This window comes from Gluconobacter sp., from assembly GCF_047722525.1.
Taxonomy (GTDB): domain Bacteria; phylum Pseudomonadota; class Alphaproteobacteria; order Acetobacterales; family Acetobacteraceae; genus Gluconobacter.
Window position 1 is genome coordinate 1 of sequence record NZ_JBDNYY010000029.1, and the last position, 18,428, is coordinate 18,428.

Consider the following 18,428-nt stretch of genomic DNA (forward strand, 5'->3'; position numbering starts at 1 on the left):
CCTTTATTGTTCATGCCAAACGTTGTTTAGCGTACCATCCACACGATGGCCTCTACCAGGTGTTAAGCGCTGTATCTCACCTCATGAACGCCCCTGGCCAGGGGCGTTCATGAGGTCATCATAACAGGCTGGAAACACATAAGGTGTTTAGTCCCGTGATTTGATGGGGTATTATTTTCACGCGAGTGGAAGGAAGCCTTATGGGACAGAGACGTCATGGGAGCGCCACGACCACGCACGCCGTGCGAGCAGCACTACAGTAATCGCGGGCTTCGCTCGCGGCGCTGAGCGATAAGTTCGGGATCAACCCGAAAACAGTTGCAAAATGGCGCAAGCGCTAGACTGTCGAAGATCAGAAGAGAGGCCCTAAAGAGCCTCGCTCAACGAGCCTGACAGAAACCGAAGAAGCCATGGCAGTCGCTTTTCGCCGGCATACTTTACTGCCGCTGGATGACTGCCTTTATGCCCTGCAGGCCAGCATCCCTCATCTGACACGCTCGGCTCTGCATCGCTGCCTTCAGCGCCACGGGATATCCCGGCTTCCGGATATCGAGGGAGACAAGCCCAAACGACAGCGTTTCAAACGCTATCCCATCGGCTTTTTTCACATCGATATTGCCGAAGTCCAGACTGCTGAGGGCAAGCTGCACCTCTTCGTTGCTATCGACCGGACAAGCAAATTCGCTGTCACACAACTCGTCGGGAAAGCTGATCGGAAGACAGCCTGGGAATTCCTCGAACATCTCCTGAGCATCATCCCTTACCGGATCCACACCATTCTGACCGATAACGGCATCCAGTTCGCTGATCAGCCCCGTAACCGCAATACGGCCTGGTCTCGCCCCATGCGCTTCGACATGATCTGCGAAGCTCACGGGATCGAACATCGTCTGACGAAACCCAATCATCCCTGGACGAACGGTCAGGTTGAGCGGATGAACCGGACGATCAAGGAAGCAACCGTCAAACGCTTCCATTACGACAGTCATGAGCAGTTGAGGACACACCTCAACGACTTCATGGCAGCCTATAATTTCGGGCGAAGACTCAAGACCCTCAGTGGCCTCACACCTTACGAATACGTCTGCAAAATCTGGACTTCAGAGCCAGAAAGATTCATCATCAATCCAACCCATCAAACCCCGGGACTAAACACCTTATGTGTTTCCAGCCTGTTATGATGACCTCATGAACGCCCCTGGCCAGGGGCGTTCATGAGGTGAGATACAGCGCTTAACACCTGGTAGCCTGACCACGTTTTCTAGCAGGCTGATCTCGCCTCTCTTCACCGTCTCGAACAGTTGACGGCGGCCCGCTTTCGGGACCGCGAACATAAGAAAGAGAGAGTGATATGTCTGCGCAAACCGTCATTGGAATAGACGTGTCCCGAGACTGGCTCGATGGCTTTCGCCTGCCAGAAAAGCAGAGATTTCGTTTTCAGAATTCACCTAGAGGGATCGAAGAACCTTTGATCGGGGCCATTGGATCCTGATTTCAGGGTTATTTCGTGTTGGTTGATGGTTCTTGTCTCTGATTTTAGCGCTGCGTCTTTCGCAGAGCGTTGGACATTGGCTTTGGATTGCTACGCGGCGGCGCTGATCCTCTCGAGGAAAAGGAAGCGGCGCATATTATAGACGATATTGGCCAGCCCGATCCTCATGGTGGCTCGAGTTATGCCCACAGTCCGGACGAACAGCCCGGTCTGTGACTTCTGATCAGCAAAGACATGTTCGACACGCGATCGAATAATGGACTTTCCGGCATTGGAGCGCTGGATGTGCCGGGGCATGGGTTTGAGATGCGGCTTTTTCCTGTGGACCTTCGAGACAAAGCCCTGCTTGTCCATGAAGTCTTCGTTGGCTTTTGAGCGGTAGGCTGTGTCTGCCCAGACTGTTGAGGCGGTGTTGGTTTTGTCCAGCAGCCCCTCGCGCAGTCGGGCACCATCACTGGCTGCTGCATCTGTCGCTTTCCACTTCCGGATCAGCCGAAACTTCCGGTCGATGGAAATGTGGGATTTGTAGCCAAAGAAGGGAATGGCGAGATCCGTTGCGGGGATCGTTCCGTCATCCTGCCGCTTTGCCTTGGTAAACTTCAAAGTCCAGCGTGCATGACGATCTTTGTGAGAAAGCTTTGAGGGCTTGTCCTGCCAGTCCTGTGGGATCCGTCCCTCCCGAATATCTGCTTTCTCAGCATTGGTGTTGCGCTGCTTTGGAGCTGCCACCAATGTCGCATCCACGATCTGGCCTGACATTGGCAAATAACCGGCAGTCCTCAGGATCGCGTCAAACCGCTCAAACAGCTTTTCAATCGCCCCCCCCTGGGTCAGACGTTCGCGAAACAGCCAGACCGTTTTGGCATCGGGTACGCGGCCCGACAGCCCCAGACCAAGAAAACGCATGAAGGAAAGCCGATCGTTGATCAGATATTCCGTCCGTTCGTCGGACAGGTTGTTCAACGTCTGGATGACCAAAATCTTGAACATCAGAACCGGATCAAACGGTGGACGACCGCCTTTACTGCCGTCTGCATAGGCCAGAGCTTTATCCAGGTCAGAACGAAATGTTTCGAAATCCACAGTCCGGGAAAATGCTTCGAGCTGATCACCAAGCCCGCTCAGCCGAGCAAGACGCTCTTCAACATCAAAGAAACCTGGTTGCTTCATAAGCTAGCCCCCCACTCTCCACATGAGGAATGGAATCACACAGAGGGCCCAAAAACCAGAAGGTTTTTCGAACCCTCCACCTGCTGATTGCGGCGATTTCCTACTGGAACACGGTCTATCTCGACCGGGCCGCCCAGCACCTCAACGCTGTCGGCACGACGTTCGATGCGGCACTGCTTGCGCACCTTTCTCCGATGGGCTGGGCGCACATCAGTCTGACCGGCGATTACCTCTGGGAGCAGGCCAGGCGACTTCCAGCAGGTGAATTCCACCCACTCAACGAGCCAATGGCGCGGTTGAAGCGTGTAGCGTAGCCCATGTTCCGCTTATGTCCGAGAAATCGTTGTCTGGCGAACAAACCTTGAGGTGACGCCTACACGAAAGTGCGTGTTGCGTACGCTTGGGGTGAACACCTATGGAACGCTCTCGCAGAGTCCCTACTGTGAAAGACGTGTTTATGCCGAAATCGGTAGCGTTCGACATCCTGTGGCGGGGCGAGCGCCGGATGCGTCACTGGGGTGTAGATATTGGCACTGTTTCGTAAGAGATACATGCCACAAATTATAATGCGTTGTGCCTCGTCTATATGGGGGATGTCAGCATGTGAAATAGTCATGGGTGTCACGTTGAACCCCAGATGCGAACAGGGGATCGGCGTTTTGAAAATCAGGCCTATCGGGCGTCAGGTTTAAACCTGCTGGTGGCAGCGGTTATCCTATGGAATACGCGCTATCTTCAGTCTTCCATCGTAACGCTCGGCATTTCCGATGACCTGGCGCGGCATATTGCACCCCTCGGTTGGGAGCATATCTCTCTGACAGGGGACTATCGCTGGAATGTCGATGAACAACCCGACGTCGACGCGTTACGACCGCTTCGGGTGCTTGCATCCCTGCTTGTCGCTTGAACCCCAATGCTGGCGGTTCTGTAGGTGTTCACCCTAAGCGTACGTAAAATACACTTTCGTGTCGTGACCCCTATGTGCGGTGACCTCACGGTTTGCCTCGGGCACTTATGATGCACACACCGATTGCCACGGCAGTTGCCTTACGCCGTGGATGCGCGTGTTCGGGCACGCCGATCACATCTTTCTCTCACGAGGCTGACGCCGCGCCCTCAGAGGGCGTTTTCAGGACGACTGTCTGGTCCCGGCGTCAATGCAGCGCCGTGGACCAGGCCTCGCTGCATCTGATCTGAATACCGAACAGGAAATGAATCATGTCCGAGATCACCATGGACACAGAGAGCCATTACGGCGCGGGACACCGTCTTGAAACGGCTCGCACCGAGGAGGGCGTCATGCCGTTTTTTGACGTTACCCTTATCGAACGTGTCGTGACCTCAGACGAAGTGACCTTCAGGGTCGCGGCTGCATCGGCGGAAGCGGCTGCGCGTCTCGTCCTTGCGGCGGTTCCCGATGACACGGAACCGAATGGCGTGCGCCGGGTGAGGTTGCCCGATGGTCAGGAAGGCGGTCTGGAACCGGAGGAGGTCACGCATGGCGAGATCACGGCCCGCGTGAGTTTTGCCGGCGTTGATGAATGCTGCGGTGAATTCGGTCCTTCGAGCTTTTATGATCCTGGCATCGTGGACAGGATTGCCTCTCAAATTGCAGCAATCGCAATTTGAGAACAATGCAGGATTAACAGGACGTTTTGACAGACTTTTTTCCGTCTCGGCCTGATCTCATTTTTTATCTCATCGCCCAGCCCTACCAACGCTACAGTAAATCTACCGCACTGGGACACCTCCAGTTACCCCGGGTCGATGCTCTACACCTCAGGGAAAACCAGTACGTAGCTCGTGCTTCTGCCTCCTGCTGCCTCCCTGGCCAGAATATCGCGCGATACGAGATCATTGATATCACGCAGGGCTGTATCCGGTGACGTCTTTGCAAGCTTCGCCCATTTGGAAGAGGTCAGCTTGCCCTCGAACCCGTCCAGCAGACGGTTCAGCATGAGGCGTTGCCGGTCATTGATCGATTGCCCGGCCAGATTGTCCCAGAAACGGGCTTTCTGGATGACTTTTCCCAAGACCAGATCAGCACGATCAAAGGCCCGATCCAGAGCCCCCAGAAACCAGAGCAGCCAGGCCGTGATGTCCATATCCCCTTTTTGAGTGGCCTCAAGGATCCCATAGTAATCCTTCCGCTCCTGACGGATCTGGGCTGACAGGCTGTAGAAACGCTGGTCCGTCTGCTCCGAGCGCGCCAGCATGAGGTCGCCGATAGCCCGCGCCATGCGCCCGTTTCCGTCTTCAAACGGGTGAATGGTAACAAACCACAGATGTGCGATGGCTGCCTTCAGCACAGGATCCAGCGCTTGTCCGGCATTGCACCAGTTGAGGAAGACCTGTATCTCCGCGGGCACCCTGCTGGCTGCTGGCGCCTCATAATGAACCTTCTCTCGTCCGACAGGGCCTGACACGACCTGCATCGGGCCGGTTCTGTCATCACGCCATCCTCCGACCAGAATACGTGACATGCCGTTTCGGCCGGTTGGAAACAAAGCCGCATGCCAGGCGAACAGTCTTTCTTCGGTCAGCGGATCGGCATAATGTCGGGTCGCATCCAGCATCATCTCCACGACGCCTTCGACATCCCGATCCACCGGTGCCAGTGCGCCAATATCCATGCCCAGTCGCTGGGCGATGGAAGAGCGCACCTGCTCACGATCGAGGTTTTCGCCCTCAATCTCGCTCGACTTGATGACATCTTCCGTCAGGGTCTGGAGCACGGCTTCCGACCTGAAATCGAAGCCGAGACTTTCCATACGGCCTAGGAGGCGTCCCTGCCGATGACGCACCGCGGCTAGTTCATGGGCAATGGTATCCTTGTCCCACTGAAAGCCGGGCCAGTCTTCATGCTGATGAATGTATCGCGCCATATTCCCTGCACTCCTTGCGGAGAATATGGCGCTTAATCACCGCAAACCGCAAGGCTATATCCGCATGATATGCGGAAAATAAGTGAGTTCTTCAACCCATCTGTTCGAAACTCGGAAGAGAAGTCATCAATGAGTCAAGCCCCCATGTCACTACAACTGGTCTTCCGTGAATCACCGATCGCATCCGTTGGGAATCCATATTCCGAATTTTCTGCCAAAGTAGTGCTAAACACGTAGGGTAAGTTTTCGTGACTCAGTCAAGATTAATGGTGCTTATACCACCCGTATCCTCGAATATTGTTCCACGCATCGGTGGTATGACACGCATAGCAATGCTCCACTGGCGCATCCTGATGTGCCACGTGCTGCGAAATCATTTTAAAATGCATCATGTAATGGCTGGGCGGCGCCTTGTGACATTCGTTGCAATCCGTCGATGTCTGATCGGCGGGATGCTCAAATGATGAGATCAACCACGTATTTGTAGCGTGGCAGGTCGCGCAGTCAGGGCCAAAGCGTGCGCGATGAGGATCGACGTTGGAGTGACAGCTTGCGCAATTCAGACGCTGGGCGGAGTTACCAACCGGAAGATGCCCGACCGGCATAGATGATGCCCCGACGATCCCCACTGCCTGCAGTTTTGCGACAGTGTCTGACCAAAACTCCGTCCTTGTCAGCGCCCCGTGATCCATCATGGTCATGTGTGGCCTTTCGCCGTGCTCCACATGACAGGAGGTGCATTGCGTCGCCGCAACATGAAACCGGGTAGATTGCTTATCGGCGAACGACGCCAGAGAATGACATGTCACGCAGTTATTACTCACAACACCTGAAAAGGGCTTGTGACAGGTCTCGCACTGGCTCGCTATAAACTGATGCGCCTTCGAGACCGGTCCCGGACTCACCAGTCCTTCCCAGCCTGGAATGGCGTTACTGCCGGAATGATGCATGGTAAGCGGCACCGCCACACCAACGATTAAGGCCGCGGCCGCAAAAATCGTATAGAGCAGGACGACGGGCTTCATATCCACCTCAACCCGTAATACACGCCCGACCAGATATGAAGAACCAGCAGAAAATAGAGGATCGTCGCAAGAACAATGTGGACCTTACGCCATCGCCCGAACAATGAATTCACGACGTTCTCCGATCTGACAGCGTACTCGACATCTGCCAGCGCGGAGGCGATGGTGGCTTCGCTATCCAATGCACCCCGCGTACCCGGATAGGCCGATGTCAAAAGAAGACGCTGAACGATGTTGCGGGGCGCATCCGACGTCTCGGACATCAGATGCGCCATCCCGGCACCGGCAAGTGCGGCGCGAAGTTGTGCCAACTCCTGGGCGCGGCCACGCAGTCCACGGCCGATCTGAATCAACATGTAACGTCCGACATAGCCGCTGATGACGAGGACGAGCATGATGCCGGTGAGGGAAATCCCCATCGGGCTGTCGAATTTGTGGGCCGCGTGGATCAGGCCGAGAATAGGAGCCAGAACGCCGGCATAGATATGCACCGACAGCAGAGTGCGGCTCTCAATCCGAGGTGCAAAATAACGATGCACGACAGGAATCCGCTTTCCCGCCACATAGATCAGCGGCACCAGCATCAGGATGGCGGCGGAAATGCCAATCAGACTGCCGGCCAAGCTTCCGGGAAAGCGCGGTGCGACATGCACCAGAAATCCCAGCGGAAACAAGACCAGCAGGACAACCAGAGCACCAACGACAATTGCGCTGCGTTCCTGCATTTATGCCTCCACCACAAGCGGGCCACCGGTCGTCTTCGCCTGGCAGGCCAGGATGAAGCCCTTGGCCTTGTCGGCCGGATCGAGCCCATCCTCAACCGCCATTGTCACCTGGCCTTGCAGCAGGTGTGTCATGCACATGCCGCAGATCCCGGACCGACAGGAGGATGGAATAGTGACGCCGGCCGCGTCCGCCGCGTCGAGAACCGATTCATCCAGTTGCAACGGGGCCGATTTCCCCGATGTGGAGAAAGTAATGGTCGTCGCCGCAGGGGTGGTTGCTGGCGACGAGGATCCCCGTGTCGGCGTTGCAGCAACGGCCGCTGGTGCCGGCTTCATCGCAGCCGGTCCGAATGCCTCGCTGTGAACATTGGCAGCCGGTACGCCAAGATCCGCCAGCATCGTCTTCATGCTCGCCATCATACCTGGTGGCCCGCAGACATGGATGCGTCGGTTTACAAGATCAGGCACTGACTGCTGGAGCAACTCCTTCGTAATGCGCCCTTCTGGTCCAGACCATTCAGTTCCCGGCGATCGCCGCATGGTCGCAATTACACGCAGCTTGTCGTTACGGCGTTCCAGCCATTCGATTTCCTGGCGAAAGACATAGTCCGCGCTTTCATGCGCAGAATAGACAAAGTAGATGTCGCCCGGCCAGACGATGTCGGTCAGATATCTTAGAACTGCCATCATCGGCGTAATGCCAACGCCACCGGACAGCAGGACAATGGAGTCCGCTTCCTCACCGGTAAAGGTAAACATTCCAGATGGACCAGCAATCTTCAGAAGGTCGCCTTCCTTGACCGTATCGTGCAGGTAACGCGAGACGAGGCCCTGTTCTTCGCGTTTGATCGTCAGTTCCAGATGTTCGATTCGACCCGGCGATGATGCGATCGTGTAGGATCGGGTCGCGGGCTTGCCAGATGTCGGCTCGATCGTGAGCTGGACGAATTGGCCCGGTTTGAAATCGAATGGAATCCGCCCCCCATCAGCGGGCACTAGATAGAAGGTCGCGATCGCCGGGGTCTCCCGGATGACACGAGCAACTTTCAGGCTACCACGCCAGAGCCCCTGCCGAGGTGGAATAACGGTCGACACGACGGTCCCATCGCCTGAACCCGGAGTGGGTGGCACCGGTGGCTTAGGACCGTTGTTCATCGGCGATGGAGGCGCAGGCGGTGAGGGGGGCTGCGGCACAGACACCCTGGTGGCATTGAGGATCTCCTGCACCCGGTGCAACCGCAGGATCTGCAAAATCAGCAAAGCGATCGAAACCAGGATCAGGATCGTCATGAACACCAGGTGGGCCGGCGTCAGTCCGAAAAATAGGCCGTTTTGCTGGCTCGCCGCGATTGTCGGCAGACCCATCTGTGCCGTGAACCAGTTGAAAGCCACCATTTGAGGATTCACGAGGCCGGTTGCGGCCGCGCGCGCGGCCATTCCGCTATCGAGCAACGCAACACCGTCATGGAGATGTTGGCTGGACCGACGCATCGTCTCCCACGACAGGGACTGAGTGGCATCGACCGATGCGGTGCCGACTTCGCGAAGACCGTCCTGAAGCCTCTGTGCCGCAATATCGGCCAGCATCTGACGTTCGGCGTCGGTCAGCTTCGGATGCGTCATCATGAAAGTATAAAGCGGCGTGCGACCGCGCGCTCCGCAACAACCCGCGTCGGCCTTGTCTGCTCCGGGAACCGCACTCAATGCCTGCCCAGCCTGAGGCAGCATGCGGCTCATCATATCGCCCTGCACCGCCGGCCCGGATGGTGGCGCACCGGGGTTCCCCGCCGCGCCCATGCCAGGGTGATGGCTTGCATGCTCGTCACCACCCATCGACATCATGCCGTCCATGTCGGACATACTTGAGTCGGGTCGAGCGGTGGTCGTCTCCATTCCGCCGGACGACTCGGCGCCATGACCGGCATCCCGGGGCGCTGCCATCGGCCCATCGTCTTCCGGCTGATCCCGCCGCAGCGCCAGCGAAGGTGGCGGGCTGCCTGTCGTAGGCCCCGTCATAGTGCCGCTGGACATGGCCGGAACGGCGGGAGACTCACCCGGTGCCTGAGCGAATCCCTCGGACATGCTGACGAGCAGCGTCATGATCACGACACTCACGCTCAAAAAGACACGCCTCATGGTTTCTCCAACACGCCATCATCCTCGGCAAAGCCCATACCGGCCCGCTTTCCGGATGTCGTCAGGGCACGGGTTATTACCCTACAGGGGTATGGCATATTTTCCTTGATCTCGATCAATTATCCCAGCGGCATCTATTGTCGGGGCATCGGCATATCCATGTCGTGATGCATATGATGTCCGCCAGCTGCTCCTGCCTGGGCGACCAGCGCCTGGTAGTCGGAACTGTTCATTCCCGGAAGCTTTTTGAGAAACGCGACAATGTTCCAGAGATCATCATCACCATGATCCGCCCAGGACGGCATGCCCGACATCTTGATGCCATGCTTGAGGATCCAGAACAGTTCGCCTTGCGTATAGCGTTGCGCCACATCATTCAAAACCGGCGGCTTCGGATACATCCCCTCCGCCATATCCTCGGCCTCGACGCCCGGCGCGGAATGACAGGAGGCGCAATGCGTCGAAAAATGCGATGCACCGCCGACGAGCCGTGCCTGCGTCTCAAGATCGACAGGTGTGGTAATGCCCTCGGCGTGATGCCGGATTGAATGGAAGCGTGCCGTTTCCAGAACACGATAGGTCAGCCGCCAATGCGGCGAGGTGGCGCCTACATCATACAGACCACCGAAAACGACGGCCGTTCCCGCGCCGATCCCGACCAGCAGAATGCCGGCGAGACTCCAGGCTAATCTTTTCATGCGTGCCTCCCTGGGCATGTCCAGGGGCGACGCTTATGACGCCGCCCCGCTCCATCAGGAACCGATCAGCGCTGATGAACCGCGTCGGGCATGCTCTGCGGGCCCATCGGCATTTTCATGCCGTCGCCCATGTCGCCGCAGCCCATTTTCATCTTTTTATCCGATGGTGCCATTGCCTGACCGTTCGGCATGGCCATGCCCTTCATCTTCATACATCCCCCCATCTTTCCTTTCATTTTCATGCCTTTCTCTGCCCCCTTCATGCCGGATCCGGGCATGCCGTCCATTTTCATCTTGTCGTGGTCCATTCCTGACATGCCTGACATACCCTGCATTCCGGACATATCCTGGCCCTGCGGCTGGGCTGGTGCCGGAACCGGTGTCTGGGCATGCGCAACTGAGACCGTGGCCAGGAGTGCTACCAGAAGGGCCGATGATCTGAAATTAATGGTCAGCATTGGTCTTTTCCTCATCATTGGTTATCGGATGCGAAGGCGCACAATGCGCCCCGCGACGATTTCACATCGGGCAGGAATAGTCAGAACCACGTCCTGATCCCGAAGGTGAAATTCAGGTCATGGACACGCTCATTCCTTGAACGCGCCATGTCGGCGGCCTGACCGAACGTGCCGGAGTAACTCACGCCGATATAAGGCGCGAATTTCCGATGCCATTCGTAGCGAAGCCGCAATCCCGTATCGATATCGGACAGCCCGGTTCCGACCCCGCGCGCACGATCGGACGCGGAATAGAAGTTCATCTCGACCTGGGGTTGGAGGATCAGGCGATTGGTCAGCAGAATGTCGTAGGAACCTTGCAGACGCCCCGCAGCGCCTCGGTCACTGAAATAGGCCGTGGCCTCCACATTGAAGAAATATAGCGCCAGTCCCTCGACCCCGATCGCGCCCCAGGCCCGTGTGGGGCCGTTGTCAATATCGAGACGCACGCCAGTCTGGACATCGAAATACCGGGAGATGGCACGATCATAGAGGGCCTCATGATCTCCATCACCGAACTTGCCGTTTGTGCCGACCGTGCCTTCGGATTTCAGCCAGAGCTTGTCGTAGTCGGTGCCGAACCAAGCCTGCCCATCGTAACGGAACTGCCCGCCATCGGCACCAAAGCGCGCCTCGAACTGGTCGAGCAGCGCATGCACATAGATGTTATGGTCCATGACCGGCTGGATGCCGTTGACATAGACCACGGGCGCGGGAGCCGAGGCGGTCTGCGCTTCCTGGGTTCCTTCGCTCTGGCGTGCCGGGACTGACTGGGCGCGTCCCGTGCCAGGTACCGCGGTAGCCAGTCCAGCGGCAAGGACCGTGCCACCTATCAGACCCCGGATCACGACACCACCACCGTGCGGAACATGCCCACCTCCATGTGGTAGAGCAGGTGGCAGTGATACGCCCACAGCCCGGGTTCGTCCGCCGTGACCAGGTAACTCAGCCGCTCACCCGGCTTGACGGTAATCGTGTGCTTGTAGGGTCGGCAGTCACCCTGCCCATTTTCCAGTTCGCTCCACAATCCATGCAGATGGATTGGGTGCTCCATCATCGTGTCGTTGATCAGGACGAAGCGCACCCGCTCGCCCAAAGTCAGACGAATCGGTTCCGCTTCCGAGAACTTCTTGCCGTCAAATCCCCAGATGAAGCGTTCCATGCTGCCGGTCAGGTGCAGGGTGATCTCGCGCGACGGCGGGCGTGGGTCCGCGCCCGGGATCGTGGCCCGCAGATCGGCATAGGTCAGAACGCGGCGACCATTATTCTCCAGCCCGTCGCCCGGCTCCGCCAGCCGGTTGATCGGCATCATGGCGACACTCTGCACCGCGACGCCGGGCTTCAGCTCTGTTTTATGCCGCGGCGCAGCCGCCGTGCCCGGCATATCCATCGCGGCGGCTCCGGGCCTGTTGGCCTGCTTCATATCCATGTGATCCATGTCCATGCCGCCGCTGGCAGGGGCATCACCGGGCTTCCCCGGCGGACTCCCCATCTCCATGCCTGCCATGCCGCCCTTCATGTCCATATTCCCCATGCCCATGTCGGTCATGGTGCGCAGCGGGCGCGGGTCCATGGGGGGAACCGGCCCGGCAAGGCCCGGACGGGTGGCGAGTGTGCCGCGCGCGTATCCGGTGCGATCCTCGGCCTGCGCAAAGACCGTGTACGGTCCATCGGCGGTGGGCTCGACAATCACATCGTAGGTTTCTGCAGGTCCGATGCGGAATTCATCGACAGGGATGGGCTCCACGTCATTGCCGTCGGCCTGAACGACGGTCATCGTCAGGCCGGGAACCCGCACGTCGAACAGCGTCATCGCCGACGCATTGATGAAGCGCAGGCGTATGCGCTCGCCCGGTCGGAACAGGCCAGTCCAGTTTGCCCCGGGAGACTGGCCGTTGATCAGGTAGGTGTAGATGATGCCCGACACATCCAGAATGTCGGTCGGTGCCATGTTCATGGCACCCCATTGCAGGCGATCCCGGATCGTCGCACCCAGCCCTTGCCGATGCGCGTCACGGAAGAACGTGCCCACCGTACGCTGGCGGAAATTGTAGTAATCGCTCTGGAATTTGAGATTTGAGACGATGTCCTCGGGATCGACGTCGGTCCAGTCGGACAATACCATCACATAATCGCGGTCGAAATGCTGCGCGTAACCGTCTCTCGGGTCGATGATCAGAGCCCCATACAGGCCCGTCTGCTCCTGGAAGCCGGAATGGCTGTGATACCAGTAAGTGCCGCTCTGATGCAGCGGGAAGCGATAGGTGAACGTCTCGCCGGGCGCGATGCCGCCGAAGCTGAGGCCGGGCACGCCATCCATGTGGGCCGGCACCCGGAGGCCGTGCCAGTGGATCGACGTGGGCTCATCCAACCGGTTGGTGACGTTCAGTTCGACCGTGTCACCCTGACGCCAGCGCAGGATCGGCGCGGGCGTGGAGCCGTTCACACCCACCGCGTGCATGCGCGCACCGGTGATATTGATCGGTACAGAACCGATCGTAAGGTCGAAACGGGTACCAGGCAGCGGGTCGGGCCGCCCCGACGCCGGTGTATAGACCGGAGCGTAGGCGCCCGCGCTGCCCTGCGGGACGGCCAGCGCCGCCCCCCACAGGCCCGTCCCGACGACGAAACGGCGGCGCGTGATCGCGCTCCGTCCCGCAAGGGATCGTATTGACATGAATAATAGTCCGCAAAAGAGAGAAGGCGGAACCGGTCATAGGTCAATGACCAGTCCTGAGACTGTCAGAACAGAATCAGGCCATCTGTCTGGGCGGTGGCAGCGCCGGCGCGAACCCATGACCGACGATGCGATCTGAGCGAGACAAGCCGAAAGGTGCCGTAACACCTGAGTAATCAAACGCCCTGGTCACGGAGGGCGGCATCAGCCAATTGGCGACGCAGGCACCCTGGGCGCAGCAATCGCCGCAATGATGACATGGATGATGGTCGTGGCACGGTTCATGATTGCAATGTGCGGTCGTCGTATCCGCACGGGATGGCATCTGCATCCCTGGCATGTCGGCCATCGGCTGGGTAACCACAGCAACTGTAGAGGGCAACGTGGCGGCATGACCCGGCATGACGGATGCCAGCATCAGCCCCACCTGCAGAAGCAGGCAGGCCAGCAACCGTCCCAACCGTATCGCGCCGATCTCTTGCACGTCTACCCCGTCATCTTGCTGACCGTTTCGATCAGTTCCCCGATTTTTTCCTGACGCTCCACCGGATCGCCGGATTCGATCGCCTCTACAACGCAGCCCGCGATATGTTCGCGCAGAACAAGCCCCTCGAGCCGATGCAACGCCGCCTTGGCGGCCCGAAGCTGAAGCAGAACATCCACGCAATAGCGGTCTTCGTCCACCATTTTCTGGATGCCACGCACCTGACCTTCGACCCGTTTCAGGCCCTGCGAAATCTTTACCCGTGACTGCCTCATTGCACTATACCCTACAGGGGCATACCTTGAAGTGCAAGCGATTATGGCATACTTCGACGCCGCGGCTGGCGGCCACAAGCAAGGGGGCTTCATGACGAACGACAATACAGCAGCTTGCGCGTCCCATCTCCATGGAGAGGGTCCCACCCCGGCAGCGACCGGAGTTGACGCGCACCTGGTCAAGGATCCTGTGTGTGGCATGACGGTCGATCCCGCGACGGCGACGCATCATGCCGACCATGATGGCCGGACCTGGTATTTTTGCAGCGCGCACTGCCAGACAAAGTTCGAGGCCGCCCCCTGTCATTACCTGCACAAGGCGGACACGACGCCCATCAAGCCTCAGCCCAGGCGGGCCGGGATGATCTGGACCTGCCCGATGCACCCCCAGATCCGACAGGATCACCCCGGCTCCTGCCCCATCTGCGGCATGGCGCTGGAACCGGAGGAGCCATCCGACGCCGACATGCCCAACCCGGAACTCGTGGATTTCAGCCGGCGCCTGTGGGGAGCGAGCATATTGGCGGTCCCGCTCGTCGTCATCGCCATGGCGGCGGATATGGGAGGGCTGGCATTTTTCGATGGCGGCCTGACGAACTGGATTCAGTTGGCGCTTACGGCACCAATCGTGCTGTGGGCCGGCTGGCCGTTCCTCGAACGCGGCTGGATGTCTCTCCGCACCCGGCATCTGAACATGTTTACGTTGATCATGCTGGGCGTCGGCGCGGGCTTTCTCTACAGCATCGCCGCGACAGTAGCCCCTGGCCTGTTCCCTGCTGCCTTCCGCATGCATGACGGGTCGGTCCCGGTCTATTACGAAGCCGCAGGTGTTATCGTGGCCCTGGTGTTGGCCGGGCAGGTCCTGGAACTGCGCGCCCGCGCCCGTACCAGTCGCGCCATTCGCGCCCTGCTGGATCTCGCACCGAAAATCGCACACCGTGTCGGCGCGCAGGATCGCGAGGACGACGTACCGCTGGCCCAGATCGTGCCCGGCAATCGGCTCCGCATCCGGCCGGGGGAAAGCATCCCGGTGGACGGCACCGTCATGGACGGGCGCTCCAGCGTGGACGAAGCCATGCTGACAGGAGAGCCAGCACCTGTCGCCAAGGGCCCGGGTGACAAGGTGACGGGCGGAACCATCAACGGCACCGGCAGCCTGCTGATGACGGCCGAGGCCGTTGGCTCGGACACGATGCTGGCCCGGATCGTCAGCATGGTGGCGGCTGCGCAGCGTACACGGGCACCGATCCAGGCGGTGGCGGACCGGGTCTCCGGCTGGTTCGTGCCGCTGGTCGTGCTTGTGTCCCTGCTGACCTTCGTCGTCTGGCTTCTGGTCGGTCCGCAACCGCGCTTCGGACACGCACTGCTGAACGCCATTGCGGTCCTGGTGATCGCCTGCCCGTGCGCGCTGGGCCTGGCCACTCCGATGTCGATCATGGTCGGCATGGGACGCGGGGCGCGAGCCGGCGTGCTGGTTCGCAACGCCGAAGCACTGCAGGCGCTGGATACGGTCGATACGCTGGTGATCGACAAGACCGGTACCGTAACGGAAGGCAAGCCCCGGCTGATCGCGACCGAAACATCAGGTGCATGGGATTCCAGCATCGTCCTGCGGTTGGCGGCATCACTGGAAACGCAGTCCGAGCATCCGCTGGCCCAGGCGCTGGTCGCCGCGATGACGGCGCAGGGCCTTCAAGCCGCATCGGTCGGGGATTTCGCCTCTCAGACCGGCCTGGGCGTGACCGGCACCGTGGACGGGCATGCCGTCGTCGTCGGAAACCAGGCCCAGATGCGGCAGCAGGGCATCGATGCGTCAGCATTGATCCCTGTCGCGGACAGCCACCGGGCGGAGGGCGCGGGCGTCATGTTCGTCGGCATCGACGGACAGGCCGCTGGGTTGCTGGTCGTGGCCGATCCGTTGAAGACCGACGCGAAGGAGACCATCGCGGCACTGCACGCAGTCGGCATGCGGATCGTGATGCTGACGGGCGACAACGCCCGGACTGCGGAAGTCGTCGCCCGTCAGGCGGGGATCGACGAGGTGCATGCCGACCTCAAGCCTGAGGACAAGGCCGCAATCATTCGTGACATGCAACACAAGGGAGCCCGTGTCGCCATGGCGGGCGACGGCGTCAACGACGCGCCGGCCCTAGCCACCGCCGATATCGGAATCGCCATGGGCACAGGCACCGATGTCGCGATCGAAAGTGCTGGGATGACACTGGCACAAGGCAGCCTCGCCGGACTGGTACGCGCCCGCCGCCTGGCACAGGCAACGATGCGCAACATCCGGCAGAATCTGGCATTCTCCTTCCTGTTCAATGGGATCGGCATTCCACTTGCCGCAGGAGTCCTGTATCCCGTCTTTGGCCTTACGCTGTCGCCCATGTTCGCGGGAGGCGCGATGGCCCTGTCATCCCTGGCCGTCGTGACAAACGCACTGCGGCTCAATGCCCTGAGACTTCGATAAAAGCAGATTGCCTATTTCGTTCGGAAGGCATGCCTATCCGCGACAGGAACCCACACGAAGCGATGACCCGTTCATTACAAGAGCATAGATTTTCACGCAGGGATCAGCAGATGGGATATAGCTTGAATGGGTTTCATACCCTGCCCAAAGCGCTCAATGGCCTTACGATCCTTCTCAAGCGCCCCGTAAGGCAGATACCGGACTTTCAGATCGGCAATCCTGCTGAAAGCCGGTCGCCGCAGTTGTTCCCGCACATCGGCTTCCCGCTTATCCGGCGCAACAAGGAACAGTCCCTCCAGGGCCTGCGCCTCTGACCCGAGAGCAAGATCCAGCATCCGCACGATGCCGGAATAGATGGTCGTTGAATGCTCAACCTCGAAGGCTGCCACAATCCTGTGGCTTTCCCGACCGAGCCACAGAACATCGATCAGGCGCACGGATTCCGCTCCCTGCGTTTCCGTCGTGAACCCCGGCAACATCGACAGACAGCCATCTCCCAATTTACCGTCCTGCCATGGACGGCCACGATCATTGGCAGCAATCCAGACATCATACCCTAGGGAAAGTCCCAGATCGCGAAGCCAACCCTGAATTTCGGTATGGGTGTGATCCGTTTCCCGCTCTGCGGCGAGTATCCGGGCTTCTTTTGCGCTCTGCTCCCTCACCTGGTGAAGATCGGCTTCCCAGAGTTTCCGCGCTGTTTCATCATCATTGAGAGGTGGCGCTGTATAGCGTCCGCTTCCGAGATCAAACAGCAGTCCTCCGATAGCGCCCAGATCATTGGACAGCAGCGAACGATAAGTCGCATTCAGCTTCAGGATGCCCTGCCGCATGGCAAGATATTCCTCCCAACGCCCCAGCTTCACCTTTGATCCGGTCAGGGCATTATAGCCCTTCACGATCGCCGTATTGAAAGGCGGCATGATTGTGGGGTGCAGGAAATACAGCAGATTGGCGACGGCTGGCCCCAGTCCCTTTATCTTGCGGGCATCAATCGCATGAATGGCCGAGACCACATGCTCTTCGGTATTGCAGCACAGACAGGTATCAAGAAGCAGCCCGAATGCTTTCTGGTTGGCAGGATTTTCGTAGATATCGGGAATGCGCAGCTTCGGCTTCCACAGGAAGGCGTGATCCGCACCCTTGAAAATCTGGCGCTGCTCCGCAATCGAATGAACGACCGTTTCCAGAGAGGAACCACGATAGGCGACCCCGAATGTGCTCTCGGCTATCTCGGCAACGACCTGCTGCAGACCACGGCGGATAGACCGAAAATTCTTGATACGTTCGTCCCACAGAAACCAGCTCTGATAGGTCCCTGCCGGATCGTCCCGCCAGCGAAGGATAAGGTCTAGAATCAGGTCGGTCATCAATCCAGAAACTAAAATTACATTCGTTTCTAAGCCTGATTGTAACAGCGGCTCACGTCAATGCGGATAATCGCAAGAGGTTGCGCGGTATGATACCCCCGCTTTGAACTTATTTCCCCTAAACATCTGGAATTAAAAAATTCTCTAGAAGATGGCCTCAGTTTACGCATAGCAAAACCCCGCTGAGTCAGCGACTTAGCGGGGTTTCAGAAACTGTAAGTGGTTGCGGGGGGGCGCGTGCTCTCCGTCGGGTTCTCGAGCGCGCCATTTTGGACACGACTTATCCTGAGGGCCACGCCGTCAGCCAGCGTCTGCTCCTTTGGCTGAGGGAGCAGGGTGCGTGAGTGCGGTCAGGCGGTTTCTCGATCTTGGGTCGGGCCATCTTCCGCGTGTGGATCGGGAGAGACTGGATGAAGCGGTCCGTTTTGGCGGACTGGGTGCGCCGGGTGCCTGTATGGCCGGCCCGTACGGGGTCGTTTGCGGGAGGGGGCGAAATCCTACGCTAAGGATTTAGGCCAGCGATA

The 18,428-nt window shown here is 58.9% G+C and carries 15 protein-coding genes and 2 pseudogenes; 5 read left to right on the forward strand and 12 right to left on the reverse strand.

Annotation, left to right across the window (positions count from 1 at the left end; all coding sequences use genetic code 11):
- Positions 1-284: 284 nt before the first annotated feature.
- A pseudogene (locus tag ABF859_RS13905) lies at positions 285-1,181 on the forward strand (IS481 family transposase).
- Positions 1,182-1,582: 401 nt separating this feature from the next.
- On the opposite strand, the gene ABF859_RS13910 reads toward ABF859_RS13905, so the two are convergent.
- Positions 1,583-2,662, reverse strand: coding sequence for an IS5 family transposase (locus tag ABF859_RS13910; protein ID WP_415528300.1), 1,080 nt, complete (start codon positions 2,660-2,662; stop codon positions 1,583-1,585).
- Positions 2,663-2,691: 29 nt separating this feature from the next.
- Here ABF859_RS13910 and ABF859_RS13915 point away from each other — a divergent pair, with 29 nt between their 5' ends.
- The 3 genes and pseudogenes from ABF859_RS13915 (at position 2,692) to ABF859_RS13925 (ending at position 4,291) form a co-directional block, all read left to right on the forward strand.
- On the forward strand, positions 2,692-2,976 hold the full coding sequence (locus ABF859_RS13915; RefSeq protein WP_415528301.1) for a Tn3 family transposase: 285 nt from the start codon (positions 2,692-2,694) through the stop codon (positions 2,974-2,976).
- Positions 2,977-3,311: 335 nt separating this feature from the next.
- Positions 3,312-3,569, forward strand: a pseudogene (locus ABF859_RS13920) (Tn3 family transposase); the annotation flags it as partial.
- A 311-nt stretch (positions 3,570-3,880) separates the two neighbouring features.
- The gene (locus ABF859_RS13925) at positions 3,881-4,291 is read left to right on the forward strand and encodes a hypothetical protein (protein WP_007284540.1); all 411 of its coding nucleotides are present in this window, start codon (positions 3,881-3,883) and stop codon (positions 4,289-4,291) included.
- Between the two features lie 143 nt (positions 4,292-4,434).
- Here ABF859_RS13925 and ABF859_RS13930 read toward each other — a convergent pair whose 3' ends face one another.
- The 10 genes from ABF859_RS13930 to ABF859_RS13975 form a co-directional block, all read right to left on the reverse strand.
- Positions 4,435-5,547: a Fic family protein gene (locus ABF859_RS13930; protein ID WP_415528302.1), complete on the reverse strand. Its 1,113-nt coding sequence runs from the start codon at positions 5,545-5,547 to the stop codon at positions 4,435-4,437.
- A 263-nt stretch (positions 5,548-5,810) separates the two neighbouring features.
- Entirely contained in the window at positions 5,811-6,572 is a 762-nt protein-coding gene (locus tag ABF859_RS13935; RefSeq protein ID WP_007284538.1) for a hypothetical protein, read from the reverse strand.
- Positions 6,569-7,297, reverse strand: a complete 729-nt coding sequence (locus tag ABF859_RS13940) for a hypothetical protein (RefSeq protein ID WP_007284537.1) — start codon at positions 7,295-7,297, stop codon at positions 6,569-6,571. Before ABF859_RS13940 ends, ABF859_RS13935 begins: the two co-directional genes overlap by 4 nt.
- On the reverse strand, positions 7,298-9,433 hold the full coding sequence (locus ABF859_RS13945; RefSeq protein ID WP_415528303.1) for a 2Fe-2S iron-sulfur cluster-binding protein: 2,136 nt from the start codon (positions 9,431-9,433) through the stop codon (positions 7,298-7,300). It lies immediately after the preceding gene.
- A 134-nt stretch (positions 9,434-9,567) separates the two neighbouring features.
- Positions 9,568-10,131, reverse strand: coding sequence for a c-type cytochrome (locus ABF859_RS13950; protein WP_023979779.1), 564 nt, complete (start codon positions 10,129-10,131; stop codon positions 9,568-9,570).
- Positions 10,132-10,196: 65 nt separating this feature from the next.
- Positions 10,197-10,466: a hypothetical protein gene (locus ABF859_RS13955; RefSeq protein ID WP_232092246.1), complete on the reverse strand. Its 270-nt coding sequence runs from the start codon at positions 10,464-10,466 to the stop codon at positions 10,197-10,199.
- 203 nt (positions 10,467-10,669) lie between these two features.
- The gene (locus ABF859_RS13960; RefSeq protein ID WP_023979778.1) at positions 10,670-11,476 is read right to left on the reverse strand and encodes a copper resistance protein B; all 807 of its coding nucleotides are present in this window, start codon (positions 11,474-11,476) and stop codon (positions 10,670-10,672) included.
- Positions 11,473-13,305, reverse strand: coding sequence for a copper resistance system multicopper oxidase (locus ABF859_RS13965; RefSeq protein ID WP_415528304.1), 1,833 nt, complete (start codon positions 13,303-13,305; stop codon positions 11,473-11,475). Before ABF859_RS13965 ends, ABF859_RS13960 begins: the two co-directional genes overlap by 4 nt.
- 76 nt (positions 13,306-13,381) lie before the next feature.
- Entirely contained in the window at positions 13,382-13,789 is a 408-nt protein-coding gene (locus tag ABF859_RS13970; RefSeq protein ID WP_236748168.1) for a hypothetical protein, read from the reverse strand.
- 2 nt (positions 13,790-13,791) lie between these two features.
- Positions 13,792-14,064, reverse strand: coding sequence for a metal-sensitive transcriptional regulator (locus ABF859_RS13975; protein ID WP_007284529.1), 273 nt, complete (start codon positions 14,062-14,064; stop codon positions 13,792-13,794).
- A gap of 43 nt (positions 14,065-14,107) precedes the next feature.
- On the opposite strand from ABF859_RS13975, the gene ABF859_RS13980 reads away from it, so the two are divergent.
- On the forward strand, positions 14,108-16,534 hold the full coding sequence (locus tag ABF859_RS13980) for a heavy metal translocating P-type ATPase (protein ID WP_415528305.1): 2,427 nt from the start codon (positions 14,108-14,110) through the stop codon (positions 16,532-16,534).
- Between the two features lie 92 nt (positions 16,535-16,626).
- Here ABF859_RS13980 and ABF859_RS13985 read toward each other — a convergent pair whose 3' ends face one another.
- Entirely contained in the window at positions 16,627-17,904 is a 1,278-nt protein-coding gene (locus ABF859_RS13985; protein ID WP_062268961.1) for a hypothetical protein, read from the reverse strand.
- Positions 17,905-18,428: the final 524 nt, after the last annotated feature.

Bases quoted from the DNA above. Each gene is read 5' to 3' on its own strand.
- ABF859_RS13910 (WP_415528300.1), bottom strand. From the start codon at position 2,662: ATGAAGCAACCAGGTTTCTTTGATGTTGAAGAGCGTCTTGCTCGGCTG.
- ABF859_RS13915 (WP_415528301.1), top strand. From the start codon at position 2,692: ATGGAATCACACAGAGGGCCCAAAAACCAGAAGGTTTTTCGAACCCTC.
- ABF859_RS13925 (WP_007284540.1), top strand. From the start codon at position 3,881: ATGTCCGAGATCACCATGGACACAGAGAGCCATTACGGCGCGGGACAC.
- ABF859_RS13930 (WP_415528302.1), bottom strand. From the start codon at position 5,547: ATGGCGCGATACATTCATCAGCATGAAGACTGGCCCGGCTTTCAGTGG.
- ABF859_RS13935 (WP_007284538.1), bottom strand. From the start codon at position 6,572: ATGAAGCCCGTCGTCCTGCTCTATACGATTTTTGCGGCCGCGGCCTTA.
- ABF859_RS13940 (WP_007284537.1), bottom strand. From the start codon at position 7,297: ATGCAGGAACGCAGCGCAATTGTCGTTGGTGCTCTGGTTGTCCTGCTG.
- ABF859_RS13945 (WP_415528303.1), bottom strand. From the start codon at position 9,433: ATGAGGCGTGTCTTTTTGAGCGTGAGTGTCGTGATCATGACGCTGCTC.
- ABF859_RS13950 (WP_023979779.1), bottom strand. From the start codon at position 10,131: ATGAAAAGATTAGCCTGGAGTCTCGCCGGCATTCTGCTGGTCGGGATC.
- ABF859_RS13955 (WP_232092246.1), bottom strand. From the start codon at position 10,466: ATGCAGGGTATGTCAGGCATGTCAGGAATGGACCACGACAAGATGAAA.
- ABF859_RS13965 (WP_415528304.1), bottom strand. From the start codon at position 13,305: ATGTCAATACGATCCCTTGCGGGACGGAGCGCGATCACGCGCCGCCGT.
- ABF859_RS13975 (WP_007284529.1), bottom strand. From the start codon at position 14,064: ATGAGGCAGTCACGGGTAAAGATTTCGCAGGGCCTGAAACGGGTCGAA.
- ABF859_RS13980 (WP_415528305.1), top strand. From the start codon at position 14,108: ATGGCATACTTCGACGCCGCGGCTGGCGGCCACAAGCAAGGGGGCTTC.
- ABF859_RS13985 (WP_062268961.1), bottom strand. From the start codon at position 17,904: ATGACCGACCTGATTCTAGACCTTATCCTTCGCTGGCGGGACGATCCG.